The sequence below is a fragment of the Candidatus Enterococcus huntleyi genome, from assembly GCF_009933175.1.
Classification (GTDB): Bacteria; Bacillota; Bacilli; order Lactobacillales; family Enterococcaceae; genus Enterococcus_K; species Enterococcus_K huntleyi.
On sequence record NZ_MAEJ01000001.1, the window covers coordinates 26,390 to 42,008 of the forward strand.

At 38.5% G+C, this 15,619-nt stretch carries 16 protein-coding genes; all 16 read left to right on the forward strand.

The genetic code is table 11. The features are described from left to right. The first annotated feature begins 97 nt into the window (after positions 1–97). The 16 genes from BAU15_RS00105 (at position 98) to BAU15_RS00180 (ending at position 15,559) form a co-directional block, all read left to right on the forward strand. Positions 98–877, forward strand: coding sequence for a phosphotransferase family protein (locus tag BAU15_RS00105; protein WP_161840718.1), 780 nt, complete (start codon positions 98–100; stop codon positions 875–877). A 136-nt stretch (positions 878–1,013) separates the two neighbouring features. After that, positions 1,014–1,667, forward strand: coding sequence for a tRNA (guanosine(46)-N7)-methyltransferase TrmB (gene trmB, locus BAU15_RS00110; RefSeq protein ID WP_161840719.1), 654 nt, complete (start codon positions 1,014–1,016; stop codon positions 1,665–1,667). A gap of 764 nt (positions 1,668–2,431) precedes the next feature. Further along, positions 2,432–3,388: a competence type IV pilus ATPase ComGA gene (gene comGA, locus BAU15_RS00115; RefSeq protein ID WP_161840720.1), complete on the forward strand. Its 957-nt coding sequence runs from the start codon at positions 2,432–2,434 to the stop codon at positions 3,386–3,388. Next, positions 3,357–4,385, forward strand: a complete 1,029-nt coding sequence (gene comGB / locus BAU15_RS00120; RefSeq protein WP_161840721.1) for a competence type IV pilus assembly protein ComGB — start codon at positions 3,357–3,359, stop codon at positions 4,383–4,385. The genes comGA and comGB overlap by 32 nt, the downstream gene beginning before the upstream one ends. Beyond that, complete coding sequence (gene comGC, locus BAU15_RS00125) at positions 4,382–4,678, forward strand: competence type IV pilus major pilin ComGC (protein WP_202622680.1); 297 nt, start codon at positions 4,382–4,384, stop codon at positions 4,676–4,678. The genes comGB and comGC overlap by 4 nt, the downstream gene beginning before the upstream one ends. Next, positions 4,675–5,118: a competence type IV pilus minor pilin ComGD gene (gene comGD / locus BAU15_RS00130; RefSeq protein WP_161840722.1), complete on the forward strand. Its 444-nt coding sequence runs from the start codon at positions 4,675–4,677 to the stop codon at positions 5,116–5,118. The genes comGC and comGD overlap by 4 nt, the downstream gene beginning before the upstream one ends. Further along, positions 5,087–5,416 (forward strand): hypothetical protein, encoded by a 330-nt coding sequence (locus BAU15_RS00135; RefSeq protein ID WP_161840723.1) that lies wholly within the window; start codon positions 5,087–5,089, stop codon positions 5,414–5,416. Before comGD ends, BAU15_RS00135 begins: the two co-directional genes overlap by 32 nt. Then, positions 5,397–5,828 carry a competence type IV pilus minor pilin ComGF gene (gene comGF / locus BAU15_RS00140; protein ID WP_161841266.1) on the forward strand — a complete coding sequence of 144 codons (432 nt, stop codon included), beginning with the start codon at positions 5,397–5,399 and terminating at the stop codon, positions 5,826–5,828. The genes BAU15_RS00135 and comGF overlap by 20 nt, the downstream gene beginning before the upstream one ends. Then, positions 5,788–6,204, forward strand: coding sequence for a competence type IV pilus minor pilin ComGG (gene comGG, locus BAU15_RS00145; protein WP_161840724.1), 417 nt, complete (start codon positions 5,788–5,790; stop codon positions 6,202–6,204). The genes comGF and comGG overlap by 41 nt, the downstream gene beginning before the upstream one ends. 125 nt (positions 6,205–6,329) lie before the next feature. Further along, positions 6,330–7,049, forward strand: a complete 720-nt coding sequence (locus tag BAU15_RS00150; protein WP_161840725.1) for a MurR/RpiR family transcriptional regulator — start codon at positions 6,330–6,332, stop codon at positions 7,047–7,049. Between the two features lie 158 nt (positions 7,050–7,207). Continuing rightward, complete coding sequence (locus tag BAU15_RS00155; protein WP_161840726.1) at positions 7,208–8,650, forward strand: 6-phospho-beta-glucosidase; 1,443 nt, start codon at positions 7,208–7,210, stop codon at positions 8,648–8,650. 2 nt (positions 8,651–8,652) lie between these two features. Then, entirely contained in the window at positions 8,653–10,770 is a 2,118-nt protein-coding gene (locus BAU15_RS00160) for a glycoside hydrolase family 3 N-terminal domain-containing protein (protein ID WP_161840727.1), read from the forward strand. Between the two features lie 196 nt (positions 10,771–10,966). Beyond that, the gene (locus tag BAU15_RS00165; RefSeq protein ID WP_161840728.1) at positions 10,967–11,971 is read left to right on the forward strand and encodes a LacI family DNA-binding transcriptional regulator; all 1,005 of its coding nucleotides are present in this window, start codon (positions 10,967–10,969) and stop codon (positions 11,969–11,971) included. 148 nt (positions 11,972–12,119) lie between these two features. Next, entirely contained in the window at positions 12,120–12,980 is an 861-nt protein-coding gene (locus tag BAU15_RS00170; protein WP_202622694.1) for an ABC transporter permease, read from the forward strand. Between the two features lie 11 nt (positions 12,981–12,991). Beyond that, complete coding sequence (locus BAU15_RS00175; protein WP_161840730.1) at positions 12,992–13,906, forward strand: carbohydrate ABC transporter permease; 915 nt, start codon at positions 12,992–12,994, stop codon at positions 13,904–13,906. A 12-nt stretch (positions 13,907–13,918) separates the two neighbouring features. Beyond that, the gene (locus BAU15_RS00180) at positions 13,919–15,559 is read left to right on the forward strand and encodes a type 2 periplasmic-binding domain-containing protein (RefSeq protein ID WP_161840731.1); all 1,641 of its coding nucleotides are present in this window, start codon (positions 13,919–13,921) and stop codon (positions 15,557–15,559) included. Positions 15,560–15,619 lie beyond the last annotated feature (60 nt).

The window sequence follows — 15,619 nt, forward strand, 5'->3', positions numbered from 1 at the left end:
CTTTCGACAAAAATGACTGGATAGGTGCTTGACGGTGGTGTTTTAGGGAGATAGAATAGTAGATACTGCGAAAACTAGTAGATAGGAGACAGTACCGATGGAGTTTCAGTTGGACCAAGAGTGGCGAGTCCGCCCGATAAAAGGGGACACAGGAAAAACATATATAGGTATGCGCAATAATGACCGTGTGTTCATTAAACGCAATACCACCCCCATGCTGGCTGCTCTATCGAGAGAAGGGATTACGCCGAGGCTTGTTTGGACAAAGAGAACCGGCAATGGCGATACCTTGACAGCCCAAGAGTGGATGGAAGGCCGTATCCTAACGCCTGATGAGATTGGTCGTCGAAACGACGTAATCGATGTATTGTACCATTTGCACCATTCTTCTACTTTAAAGACGATGATGGAAAAAATTGGTGGGAAATTTGTAACGCCAGAACTAATGTTGCAAGAATACCAACAGCAAATGCCAGATGCCATCAAGAAAAATAAATTTTTAGAGCTTGTCCTTCGTTATTTAAAGAGACAAATGCCGAGTTATAATAAAGAACAGTATACAGTGGTGCATGGCGATGTGAATCATCGAAACTGGATGGTTTGTCAAAATTATCTGTATCTTGTCGATTGGGATTCAATTATGTTTGCTGATCCAGCTGTTGATATAGGAACGATTCTAGGTCATTATGTGCCGCTATCGAGTTGGAGCCAGTGGTTAGTGAGTTATGGAATTCGTTCGTCAGATGAAACGTTGGAGCGGATGCATTGGTATGCGGTAATGAATCTTTTGCAAGAAGTTTCAAGGTTATATAAACGGAACGATTTCAAACGGATGAATGCTGAAATTTTACAGTTAAAACGAATATTTAGTGGCTGAAAAATAATTAAATAAATTAAGTAGAATTGAATACAGAAAAGTTACAGGCTTGGATGATTAATTGGATCCAAGCTTGTTCCTTGCCTGATAATAGTTTGAGCTAGGATAGCTTGAAAAGAGAGGAACGAGAGAGAAGATGCGTGTAAGATATCGTCAAGGAGCAGATGAATTAGTTGCTGCTCATCCAAATTATGTAGTGCAAAACCCAGAGGAATGGAAAGGGCGTTGGCATGAACGTTTTGGTAATCAAAACCCGATTCATATTGAGATTGGCACAGGAAAAGGTCAATTTCTTACAGAAATGGCAAAAATCCATCCAGAAATTAATTATATTGGTGTAGAAATGCAGTTGAGTGTTGTTTCGATGGCATTGGACCGTTTGGTGGAAGCTGGAATTACGAACTTACAATTGTTGCATGTTGATGGATCTGCGTTAACCAACTATTTTGCAGATAGTGAAGTGGATCAAATTTATTTAAACTTTTCAGATCCTTGGCCAAAAAAACGTCATGAGAAACGTCGCTTAACCTTCAAAACATTCCTCGAAACGGATGAACAAATTTTAAAACCAGCTGGCGAAATTCATTTTAAAACAGATAATCAAGGGCTCTTTGAATATTCACTAGCAAGCTTTTCTCAATATGGTATGAGTCTGCAAAAAGTTTGGTTAGACCTTCATACAAGTGATTATGAGGGAAATATTATGACTGAATATGAAGAAAAGTTTTCTTCGCGAGGACAACGTATCTATCGTGTAGAGGCCCGTTTCCAAGATAAAACTAAAAAATAGCCAGTGCACTAGGATTAGTTTACTAAAAGCAAGGCTAGACTAAATTGACTTAAAACAGTTTAAATAAAGAGACCTAGATAAATTAGTAAATAAGTTTAAAGAATAAAACGGTCATTTGATAGAACTAAAATAGAATTTACCTAGAAAGTTCTTTGTAGTAGTGATTTAAAATCCTACTACAAGGGACTTTTTTGTCTATTCTGAAGAAAATCAGGCTAAGAATAACCAAAAGGACTAGGGCTCAGTAAGCTATTGAAAATAGGAGAGATTGGTTTGTGGAACTATAAAAGGAGGTAGAAAATAGGAAGAAGTATCGAGATGTTTAGGGAAATAGGGCGAACAAGTCTTAGTGAGATGGGTAGAAAGCTGAGGCAGAATAGTTTGCGAAAAAATTTGAGGAAATGATTATTTTCAAAAAAACAAAAGATTGTTTGCGTATGTAAGTGATGAGAGGGCATGAAATAAAGTCGTTAAAGTAGAGGAGGATTTCTAAAAAAGAGGACGAAGAGAAGAAGCGAGGAGCGATTTCGGTGGTTACAGCGCTAGGTTTCTCGAAATGAGAACAGGCATAAGGAGGGAAGCTGATTTGACAGAGCATGTAACTTTTATAAAATAGTAAAAATAAACTTTCGAGCTATTTAGTGAGCGTCTGCAAAATTGACCAGAATAAACAGGGGAAACAAGCCTGGTGAGTAAGCAGGAAAAAGCTGAGAGCAGGAACGTTAAATGGCACTGTTTTATAGAGTTCTGGCAACGGGTATAGCATGATTCAACAGTTATCAGATGAATTAGTGATAGAAGGAAAAATAAAGCAGGTGCAAGATGTCTATGTGTTACCGAAGGGTCAAGAATATCAAATTATCTATCGAAGAAATGATCAATGGCAGGTACAGCAGCAGATTGAGGAGTCTCTCGCAGAACAGTTGATTAGTCGCTTTAAATATTTAGGCCAAATGGACGTTGGAGAGCGACGGAAAGCTCAGTTGGGTGCCTGTACGTATCTTGTTAATGGTGAAGTGCAACGGTTGCGCATTTCCACAGTTGGAAATTATCGACAACAGGAAAGTCTGGTACTTAGATTTCTACATGCATTTGGGGAAAGTCAGCTTTTATATTTCTGTCCAGAGGTGTTAGAAAAAATTCGAGAAGAGACGAATCGTCGAGGATTATATTTATTTGGCGGGCCTGTCGGTTCCGGTAAGACCACGCTAATGTATGCATTAGCCAAAAAAGTACATGCGCAAGTGATTACGATTGAAGATCCTGTAGAAATTGAAGAAGAACAATTCTTACAGCTGCAGATTAATCATAAAATTCAACAAGATTACGAAACGTTGATTAAGCTTTCGCTTAGACATCATCCTGATGTCTTAATTATCGGTGAAATAAGAGATCGACAGACGGCGTTGGCTGCTATTCGTGCGGCTTTGACGGGACATCGAGTCTATGCCACAATCCATGCCAAGAGTTTAACGGGAATTAGAGAACGCTTGGAGGAACTTACTCAAGGACAAGCGACCGAGGAAATTGATAATTGCTTGAACGGAATTATCTATCAACGACTCCTTACAGATCACTCAGATTCATTAGTGAAGGGATTGGTTGCGTACCAGTTGTATCATTGCCAGCAAACGACTGCGATAGACTGGAATACACAACTGAAGGAATTGTATGAAGAAGGGCGAGTTGATGAGGAAACCTACAAAATGGAAGAAGAATAAGCGCAGCCAACAACAACTTTTTTTACTGTTTTTTTCTGAGCTCCTCCAAAATGGTTTTAGTATCCAAGAAGCGTTACATTTTATCCAAAAAATGAACCAATTTCCCAATATTTTATTGGAACAATTCCAAGTGAACTTGAATGAGGGACAGAGCTTAGCGGCATGCTTTACTGATGCCGAATTCAATGCTCAACAAATCGTCCAAATTGAGTTGGCACAAGTTCACGGCAATTTTGTGAGTACGCTGCGCTCAATGGCTACTCAAATGAATTTACTGGAAACACAACGGAAAAACTTTCTTAAGCTATGTAGTTATCCAGCGTTGTTATTATTCTTTATGACCGGCGTGCTTGTTGGCATGCGTCAGGTTCTTTTACCCCAGCTTTTGTTATCTGAGATGGTGGATAAAAATCATTTGGGGATTCAATTTATTGAGAAAGGACCGATTTATTTTGGTTTGTTTTTTCTACTAATAGGAATAATCGCTGTAGTTTTTCATTTATTAATGCATCGGCGTACAGCTCTTCAAAAGGCTAAATTCTATAGTCGTCTATGGGGAATTGGTGCGTTCTATAGAAGCTATCTTTCAGCGTATGTCTCGTTAGAATGGGGTAAATTATTTCAAGAAGGATTGGAGTTAAAGCAGATTATTGAATGCATGGCAGTCACCAAAGAGGGAAGTGTAATGCAGGAGCTGGCAGATGATTTGAAAAGTGCTCTTCAACAAGGTAAGCCACTAGCTAAACAATTAGAAGAGTACCTGTTTTTGACAAAAGAGATGAGTCGTATTGTTATTCAAGGAGAGGCTAAAGGGAAATTAGGGGAGGAACTACTTTTCTATAGTGCATTTATGTGGCGCGAATTTTTCAAGAAAGTCGAGCGTTCATTGCAATGGATTCAGCCGATTATATTTTTAGTGATTGCCGTATTAATCGTTAGTATTTATGGAGCAATGTTATTACCAATTTATGGGAATATGGAAGGGGTGTACAAATGATAACAAGTTTGAAAAAAAATATGTATAGAGGATTTACATTAATAGAAATGCTCATTGTATTGCTGATCATTAGTGTTTTAATTCTCTTATTTGTCCCTAATTTATCTAAGCATAGAGACACGGTAAATGAAGAGAGTAATCAGGCGATTGTCAAAGTTGTCGAAACGCAAATGGAGCTATATTCGATTGAAAAGGATAGTGCGGTACCAGATACCGAAACTTTACTGAAGGAGGGTTATATCACCAAAGACCAGAAAGAGAAATATGATAAATTGCATGAGGTAACACCGTGATCAGAAGGCAGCTGAAGGGTTTTACCCTGATTGAAACATTAATTGCCTTGATGGTGGTGACCAGTTTTGTTTTTATTCCGACCCTAGCCAGCGCACCATTGCAAAAAAAGATTGAGGTAGAACAATTTTTTACGACTTTAGAGAAGCGGGTATTAGCTAGCCAACAAGCAGCCATTACAGGGATGCTGCCGTCGGAGGTTCAGATAAGTGCGCATTCTATTTATTTTCGAACGATGATCTCAACGGGGATTAAATGGGCAAATTTAGAGATTCCTAAAGAGTTAATCTATACGGGAACGCCAAAAATCGTCTTTGCGATGAACTCAGGTAATAATAGTAGCTTGAAAAAAATGAGCTTTTACTGGCAGGCGGAAAATAAAGTGATTAGCTATCAGTTTCAGTTGGGAAGTGGCCGGTATATTAAAAAAATCGCAGAATAAAGGCTATATTCTATTTGAAGCGATTCTTTCCTTTATTGTCTTTTCAACGATTATCTTATCCTTTGTTTATGCAGAAAGCTTACTGATGCAAAGAGGGAAGGCACAAATGCGTACAGTTGAGCTGTGTCGTGTTTTATATGAAGAAACGAGGGATTATCGCTTTCATCAAGGAGAGAAGGAGCGAGAAAAAAACTTTTCTAGACAATACCAAGTAAGTATACAGCAGAGTGCTTCTTATCAGTCCGCACAAATAATTGCTGGGGAGGAGCAATTGTTGATTGAATCAAAAAATCCATAAATCATACTCGGGTTTTACTTTATTAGAATGCTTAATTGCTTTGATTGTTTTGAGTGGGTTGTTTCTTCTCATCGGACCCTTTATCCAGATTACTCAGGAAACACATCAGCAACTGCAACAGACAAAGGAAAAAGAGTGGGAAATATTTCTTGTCCAGCTGGAGTATGAATTACAGGAGGATCTGTTTGTAAAAGTTGAAGGGGATACCTTCTATTTGAAAAATTCTACGGGTGGCGATGTCCTAATTGAACCCTATCAACACTTAATTCGTAAAAAAGAAAATGGCGGCCATCAACCTATGCTAACGGAAGTTGCGACATTTAAGGCGAAACAAGAGAATAAACAGATTCGATTGGAGGTGGTGTTTTTAGATGGACACAAACACTGGGGTCAATGGGAAATTCCAGAATAAACAGCATGGAGGGATTTTCCTTTCTGTTCTACTATTTTTTAGTCTAACCACTAGTTTACTCATTCTTATTTTAGAAGATGAAAAGTTAACAAGTGATTTTACGATTCGTACCACCAATCTGTATTATGCAAAAACCATGAAAGAATTATTCTTGATTGATTACTACCAGCAATCCGCAGACTCAAAAACAGTGGATAAAACAACAGACGAACAAAGCATCGGACTAGTAGCGGAAGAACCTTCTGAAAAGGGAAAACGTCTCTATAATAAAGGGGAACTGACCTATCAAATAGTTGCCGAAAAGATCAACATCACGATAAAAATAGATGGGAATTACTATAATTTTGAAGAGAAAGTACAACAGCCATCCACCTGATATTGTTAAAATGGATGGGCTGTGTAAGCAATTTTTAGACCGTTAAACTGACTAACAGCTTTCGCAAACTATAGAGTTTTTTGCTAGAATAGTATATAGTAATGAGCAGAGAGCGAGGGATAAACATGGGGTTTTTCGGAAATATTGATTTCAATTCATTATCTGCTACTGATCAGGCTATTTATCATTATATGAGTAGCAACGTGGATAAGGTTCCTTATATGCGGTTGAGAGATATTGCGAAAGAATCTCATACTTCGGCTTCTTCGGTGATGCGTCTGATTCGTAAACTGGGGTATGAGAGCTATACAGAATTTCGTAGCCAGTTTAGTATTGAGTCGGTTGAAAGTGATCGATTTGATGATGCCTTGAATATACTGAGTAGAAATCATTTTCCGCGAAATGTTGAGAGCAAATTGAATCAGATCGTTGAACGTATCCAGTATTGTGAGAATATTATTTTCTTTGGGATTGGTGCTTCGGGGTCCATTTGTGAGTATGCAGCGAGACGGTTTGCTTCTATTGGGTATAATAGCTTTGCGCTCATTGATCATACGTATCCAATTATGTCGAAACTGAAGAATACCAGTGATAATATTTTAGTTACGCTATCGGTGTCGGGAATGACCACTGAGGTTGTGGAAGTTGCTAATGGATTTCGGAATAAAGATGATTTTGTGACAGTAGCTATTACGGCAGATATTAATTCTACGCTGGCTAAAATGTCAGATTTTGTATTAGATTATCACGTAGATATCAGGCGTGTAAGAAAACATGAAGATTTAACGAGTCAGATTCCTTGTATCTTCTTGATTGAGCAGTTAGCCAATCGTTTACAGGAATAGTAAATGAAAAATAGGTAAGCATCACAGTTGGTACAACTTGTACCAATGTGATGCTTTTTTCTATTTGGTTGATTGGTAACCAGAGTGCTTAAGAACTATTGAATCGGAAAAAATCAACCACTATACTAGCTGTAATAAATAGACGAGGTGAGTGGATAATGATGAAACAATTTCCAAAGGATTTCTTATGGGGCGGCGCAGTAGCTGCCCATCAAGTAGAAGGTGCATGGGACCAAGAGGGGAAAGGCGTAAGTATCGCGGATGTAATGACAGCAGGGGCGAATGGTGTTTCTCGGAAAATTACAGAAGGTGTGCTAGAAGGAGAAAACTATCCGAACCACGAAGCGATTGATTTTTATCATCGTTACAAAGAAGATATTCAATTATTCAAAGAATTAGGACTAAAAGCGTTTCGGACATCTATCAACTGGACCCGGATTTTTCCTTTGGGGGATGAAGTAGAGCCAAATGAAGCAGGTTTACAATTTTATGATGATTTATTTGATGAATTGTTGAAAAATGGTATCGAGCCAGTAATTACATTGTCACATTTCGAAATTCCTTATCATTTGTACGAGCAATATGGGGGCTTTAGAAATAAAAAAGTCATCGACTTCTTTGTTCATTTTTCCAAGACCGTGATGACTCGCTATAAGGATAAAGTTAAGTATTGGATGACTTTCAATGAGATTAATAATCAAGCGGATGGCCAACATGATCTCCATACGTGGACGAACTCGGCGATGCGTTTTAAAGAAGGCGAAAATAGAGAAGCGTTGACCTTCCAAGCAGGTGTTAATGAGTTAATTGCTAGTGCAAAAGCAGTAAAAATAGGGCACGAAATCAATCCTGATTTTCAAATTGGCTGTATGATGGCCTATGTTCCGGTCTATCCGTATTCTTGTAACCCCGAAGACTTGATGGCTTCGGTCAAAGTTATGAATCGCCGTTTCTTTTATTCAGATGTCCATGTTCGCGGCAAAATTCCTACTTATACACAGAAATATTGGGAACAAAAAGGCTATGTCATTGATATTTCTGACGAAGAACGCCAAGCTTTACTTGAAGGAACGGTTGATTATATTGGATTTAGCTATTATATGTCTGGCGCTGTGACGACATTAGAAGACGTCGCAGGCGATCCGATAGAAGAATATCCGCATGCTAAGCTTGTTAATAATCCCTATGTAAATGCGAGTGATTGGGGTTGGCAAATTGACCCAGTTGGTCTGCGCTATACGCTGAATGTAATTTATGAACGCTATAATTTACCAATGTTCATTGTTGAAAATGGCTTTGGTGCCTACGATAAAATTGAAGATGGAAAAATCCATGATGATTATCGCATCGAATATCTGCAAAAGCACATTAATCAAATGGCTCTGGCTGTAACTGTTGATGGGGTTGAATTAATGGGTTATACACCTTGGGGCATTATTGATATTGTCAGCTTTGGTACGGGGGAAATGGAAAAACGTTACGGCTTTATTTATGTCGATAAAGATAATCAAGGAAACGGAACGTTGGAACGTCGGAAAAAAGATTCGTTTGACTGGTACAAGCAGTTGATTCAAACACAAACAAATCAAGATGAGGCATAATTATGGAAATTGAAAAGTTAAAGCAACGATTACTAAGTCTTTCTCTTGAAGAAAAAGTAGGACAATTGGTTCAAGTGACTCCTGATTTTTTTGGTAATAAAGGTGAAATCACGGGGCCATTGGGACAAAAAATTGCTGATTCGACACGTTATCAGATTGGTTCAGTGTTAGGGACTCATCGTGCAGCAGAGGTCAAACAAATTCAGGCTGATTATTTGGCGCATAGCAAACACCAAATTCCGCTCTTGTTTATGGCGGATGTGATTCATGGATATGAAACAATTTTTCCAATTCCTTTAGCTTTAGCATCTTCTTTTGATGAGGAATTAATCGAAAGAGTCGCACAGAATTCGGCAGTGGAAGCTGCTAGTGAAGGGATACATGTAACTTTTTCACCGATGGCTGATTACGTCAAGGATCCACGATGGGGAAGAGTGCTAGAAAGTAATGGCGAGGATCCTCGTCTATCTACGGCATTAACGAAAGCTTATGTTCGAGGATATCAAGGCGATGATTTGAAAAAGGAAACGAGTTTAGCTGCTTGTGTTAAACACTTCATTGGGTATGGAGCTGCTGAAGGCGGTAGGGACTATAACACCGTTGATATTTCAGATGTTGAATTGCATCAAAATTATCTACCGGCTTTTGAAGGAGCCATCTCAGCTGGCGTTCAACTGGTGATGACTTCATTTAATAGCGTGCATGGCGTTCCGGTGACGGCTAACAAAGCATTGATACAATCTGTTTTACGTGGGAAATTGAGATTTGATGGAGTTTTGATATCAGACTGGGCGGCTATTGCGGAATTAAAAAATCATCGAGTTGCTCAGACGTCACGCGATGCTGCAAAGAAAGCCTTTGATGCATCCGTCGATATTGATATGATGACCGACTGTTATTCGGAAGAGTTGGCTGCAATCGTGGAAGAAAATCACTTGATGCCACAGTTAGATGCTGCAGTTTGGCGGATCTTATTACTAAAAAATGAATTAGGTTTATTCGAAAATCCTTATCGTGGTTTAGAAAACAAGGTTGATAAGGACCAACTGAAAGTAGAGGCATTTGAAGTAGCGACTCGCTCAGCCGTTCTTTTGAAAAATGAAGCGATTCTTCCGTTAAAAAAAGAAGACAAGCTGTTAGTCGTCGGCACAAAAGCGGCGACCACAGATGTCTTAGGTGCTTGGTCATGGATTGGTGATTCAGATACGGCTATTTCATTAGCAGCAGGTTTAGAAAAAGAGTGTTCAGCAATTGAAATCATTGCTATTGACGATGAAAAAACTGACTGGTCTAAAATAAAATTGGCCGCTCATGCAGCCGAAAAAGTCGTAATCGCAGTTGGAGAAGATAGTCAAGAAGCGGGTGAGGCTGCAAGTCGGGCCAAGTTAAATTTATCAGCCATCGAACAAGAGTTGATTGATGTCATTTCTCACGAGAATAGCGAAAGTATCTTGGTGACGTTCAGCGGACGACCACTAGTATTGACGGATGTTGAAGAAAAAGTTAAAGCGATTGTAGTAGCTTGGTTCTTAGGTAACCAAACTGGGACAGCTTTGGCAGCTCTTTTAACAGGGCAGAAAAATTTCAGTGGTCATTTACCAATGAGCTTCCCTAGAAGCGTCGGTCAATTGCCTTATTCCTACCAAGAAATGTCTACGGGTAGACCAATGACTGAGGAAAATGCTGATCAGAAATATATTTCTCGTTATTTAGACGAAGAGAATAGTCCGCTTTACGCGTTTGGTCACGGACTATCTTATAGTGCGTTTACCTATAGTGAATTGCGCGTTTCGACGGATGAATTACGTAGTGGTTGTGAGCTGGAATTATCGTTTGAAGTCACAAACGAATCAGAGTTGGCAGGTTATGCATTACCGCAAATTTATTTTACAGATGAATATACAGAAGTGATTCGACCGAAACGAGAGCTATTAGCTTGGCAACAGGTTCAGCTGGATTGCGGAGAAACGAAAACTATTCATTTTACCATTCGACCTGAAGACTTGGCATATGTTCACAGTGATTTATCACGTACCACTGATCCTGGCGAGTTTCGTTTTTATTTGGCTAAGAGCGCGCTAGATATAGTATCTGCCGTATCTGTTACCTATGTAGAGTAAGAGGCAACAGCCTAAAAGTCGATCGGTGGTACAGCCTGTACCACCGTGACTGTTTTGTCAAAAGCGTGGTGTAACATGCCAGACTGACGTGGGACTATTGTTTTTGAAAACGTTTTTATTTATACTCTGTTTATAAATTAAAAAAGGATTCTTTTTATTAACTAAAAATAAAAACGTTTTTATTTTGGAGGTAACTATGAAAGAACGAGTAACAATTCGAGATGTTGCCCGGGAAGCCAATGTTTCAATAGCCACAGTCTCTAAGGCACTAAATGGCCTGGATGTCGTGAAACCCAAAACAATCGAAAAAGTAACAGAAGCGGCTAAAAAATTACATTACACACCGAACTTAATGGGTAAACAACTAAAAACTAAGACGACAAAAATGATTGGGCTATATACACATACGACGACTGGACCTTATTTCAACACATTAATCGAAGCAATTGTTGAAGAGGCTGAAAAACATCAGTATGGCGTCAATGTTGTAATCTCTTCAGATAAGCAAGTGTTAACCTCTCATTTATTGGGAAATATGGTAGATGGCTTTATCGGATTTGAAGAGTTGATTGATGAAACATCACTAAGTACCATTCGGGCAGAAGGAATTAAAGCGGTTTTCGTGGATCGGAAAATTAAGGACGAGAGCATTAGTAGTGTCGTGTTTGATTCCCGTAAAGCTGGTCGGATAGCTACCCAACATTTGATAGATCGCGGCCATCAAAAAATCGGTTTTTTATTAGGACATGTCAATGTATATGACAGTGATGAACGGTACAAAGGGTTTCGAGAAATCATGAAAGAGCAAAACTTGGCTGTAAATGATGATTGGGTTATTAGAGGACTGTTTGAAGAAAAAGAGAGTTACCTGAAAATTAAAGAGTACTTGTTACAAGTACCGAAAGCACAATGGCCAACTGCTTGGTTAGCAGGGAATGATTTATCAGCTATCGGTGTGATTAAAGCCATCGAAGAAGTTGGGCTTATGGTACCTCAGGATTTTAGTGTCGTAGGATTTGATGATATTGAATTGCTAGGATATTTCAAACCGAGCATTACAACTGTCCAAAATCCGATTCAAGAGCAAGGGAAACAAGCGGTTAAGGAACTACTTAGATTGATTGCTCATCAGAAAAAAGGCATGAATAAAGTTTTAGATTGCGGTTTGATTATACGAGAAACAACGAGTAACAATCAGTAAACAAGTAGCAATTATTGTAGTGGAAATGATGTAGGTCAAGGGATATAGAGGAGGAAAAAGGGTGGAAGCAAAAAATAATAAACCAACCACAGCAAGCCGTTTATCAAAATGGTGGCAAACATTTGGACGGCAGTGGCAACTGCAAACGATGGCAATTCCAGGAGTCGTCTATATGATTATCTTTAGTTTTATTCCTATTTATGGATTAGTCATTGCGTTCAAAAACTATACAGTTATTGACACGATAGAGAGTGCGCAGTGGGTTGGGTTTGAAAACTTCAAGATTATTATGGAAGATAAATATTTCTGGGAATCGGTAATTAATACTCTCGGAATTAGTGGTCTAAAATTAGCGTTTGGCTTTGTTTTACCAATTATTATTGCTGTGATGATTTATGAATTGCGAGATAGTGTCTTTAAACGAGTGGTTCAAACAATTTCTTATCTGCCTCATTTTCTGTCATGGATTATCCTTGGCGGTATGATCATTACTTGGTTCTCATCCAATGGTATGATCAATGAGCTGTTGAACTTTATCGGCATTCAGACTAAGCAAAATCATATGCTAGATGTCGGCAAATATTGGTGGATCGCTTCTTTATCTGATGTCTGGAAAGAAGCGGGTTGGGGAACAATCTTGTATCTAGCAACGATGTCTAAGATTGATCCAACTTATTATGAAGCAGCCAAAATGGATGGTGCGAGTAGACTTCGTCAGATTTGGAGCATTACGATTCCGATGATTCGAAACATCATTTCGTTGAATTTGATTTTAAGTGTCAGTGGCTTATTTAATTCAAATCTTGACCAAACCTTGGTCTTGATGAATTCTCAGAATCAACCTAAATCAGAAGTCATTAATTCTTATGTGTACCGTGTCGGTCTGATGCAGGGAGACTTCTCTTATGCAACAGCAGTTGGTTTGGGTATTTCGATTATTTCAGTCATCTTACTTGTATTAACTAATATTATAACTAAAAAACTGAATGACAATCAGTCAGTGCTGTAAGGAGGGAAAACATGAAAAAACGGAGTTTATCATTAGCAAAACCGAAGAGTAATGTTGTGCAGGATAAAGATAGCAAACTCTTTAACTTAGTGAATGTATTATTATTGTTAGCTTTTACGATCGTGATTATCGTACCGGTGTGGAATATCGTAGCTTCCTCATTTGCCTCAAGTGATGCACTGGCAAAAGGCGATTTTGTCTTCTGGCCTTCAGAGATAGCGACAGATAACTATCGCAAAGTTTTAGGCGATTCAACGATGTGGCAAGCATTAATCATTTCTATCGGCAAAACAGTCCTCGGCGTGTTAGCCCATACCGCTTTTTGTGCGATTATGGCGTATGCCTTATCTAAACGTAATTTAAAGGGACGTAATTTATATGCGACGATGGGAATTATCACCATGTTTTTCTCAGGCGGGATGATTCCAACTTATCTATTGATAAAATCGTTAAATTTACTGAATACTTTTTGGGTGTATATCATTCCTGCTTTGTTGAGCTACTATGATGTCATTATTTTGATGAATTTCTTTAGAGATGTGCCAACTTCTTTAGAGGAGTCAGCCAAAATTGATGGAGCCAGTGACTGGAGTGTATTCTTGAAGATTTTTGTACCATTATCTAAACCAGCTTTAGCCACGATTGCCTTATTTCATGGCGTCTGGCAATGGAATGATTTTATGACAACGAAATTATATGTTACAGATAAAGCTCTCTATCCTTTACAAATGAAGCTGTATGAAATCATCACGCAGTCTCAAGCAGCTTCGCAGCAAGGGTTAAATGCAGCAGTCGAAATTAGCACTACTTCAAAAGGGGTACAACTGGCAACAATCGTCGTTACGACGGTGCCAATTTTAATAATTTATCCACTGTTACAACGGCATTTTATCTCAGGCATGATGCTTGGGGCAGTAAAAGAATAGGAGGAGATAGAAATGTTTAAACTATCAAGAAAAAAATTAGTGGGTGTAGTTACGTTAGCGAGTGTCATGTTGTTGGGAGCTTGTGGGAATAGTAAATCTGATGAAAGCAAAGATAAAGAGGTTAGTTTACCTTCGATTGAAGACCGATACACACCAGATAAAGCGACACCAGCCTGGCAATTAGATACTAAAAAAGAATCGACTAAAATTAAATGGTATGTGAATGCCGATTGGTGGAATACTGAATTTGGTAAAGATATGGTGACAAAAAAAGTCAAAGAAGATTTGAATATTGATATCGAGTTTATCACAGGCGACGATACGAAGCTAAACACCTATTTTGCGGGTGGCGACATGCCAGACATCGTGACAATTTTTGATTCTAACTCACAAGTGGCACGTAAAGCAGATTCATGGGCGTTGCCTCTACAAGATTTAGCAGAAAAGTATGATCCTTATTTCACTGAAGTAGCTCGTGAAGAAACATTAAACTGGTACAAATTAGGTGATGATAAGTCATATGGCTATCCTGATTATTCAAATACACAAGCTGATTTTGATAGTGGCGATATTTTTGCCAGAGATGCCTTCATTATTAGAAAAGATGTCTATGAAGCAATCGGTAAACCTGATTTTACAACGCCAGAAGGGTTTATTGCAGGCATGAACAAAATTAAAGAAAAATATCCTGATTTAATTCCATTTGGCTTTAATGATTTTGCTAAAGATGGCTCTGCAAATGGGTCAATGGATGGGGTTATCCAAGATATGTTGGGTGTCCCTTATACAAAAGATGGTAAATATTATGACCGTAACTTGGATGAAGATTACATTAATTGGGTAAAAGCTTTCCGTCAAGTACATGAAGAAGGCAATATTTCTGATGATACATTTACAGATGATGGCGATAAATTTAAAGAAAAATTGCAAACTGGTAAATATGCGACAGTCATGATTGGTTCATTTGTAAACCAAGGAATTCCATTACAAACATTTAAAGCTAGTAACCCTGACGCGGAATATATTGCAGTTGATGGGATTCAAAGCACAGTTGGCAATGAACCTACTTTAACACAAGCAGGTATTTCAGGTTGGATGATTAACTACATTGGGAAAAATTGTGCGGATCCTGCAAAAGCGATTCAATTGTTCACGTATTTACTGAGTGATGAAGGTGAAATGTTAACAAACTTTGGGATTGAAGGAGAAACATATACTGTTAGTGACGATAACAAGGTACAATGGACAGATGAAGCGAGAAAAATTCAACAAGAAGATCCAGAAAAATGGCAATTAGAATATCGTATGGGTGAATTCATTCAATTTGGACATGACCGTTTCAAAGCAATGAATGACTCTTCTTATGTGGATGCAGTGAAACAAATGCAAGAATGGGGCGATGGTAAATTAACGTCTCAATTCCCAACTGAAAATATTGGTCCGGATGCTGGAACTCAAGAAGCGCGTGCCTTGAGCGCAATTCAAACGAACTGGGGCACAACTCTTGTCGGCATGCTTAGAGCCAAAGATGAGAAAGAATTAGACAGTCTATTAGAAGGATATAAATCTTTCCAAAAAGACAACAAAATTGAAGAAATCAATAAGGTTCGGAATGAAAAAATCGAAGAAAATAAGAAAAAGCTTGGCATGTAAGATAGTGGATTAGATAGATAATCTTGTTTCTTGACGAAGAAGAGTAGTGAAAATAATCAG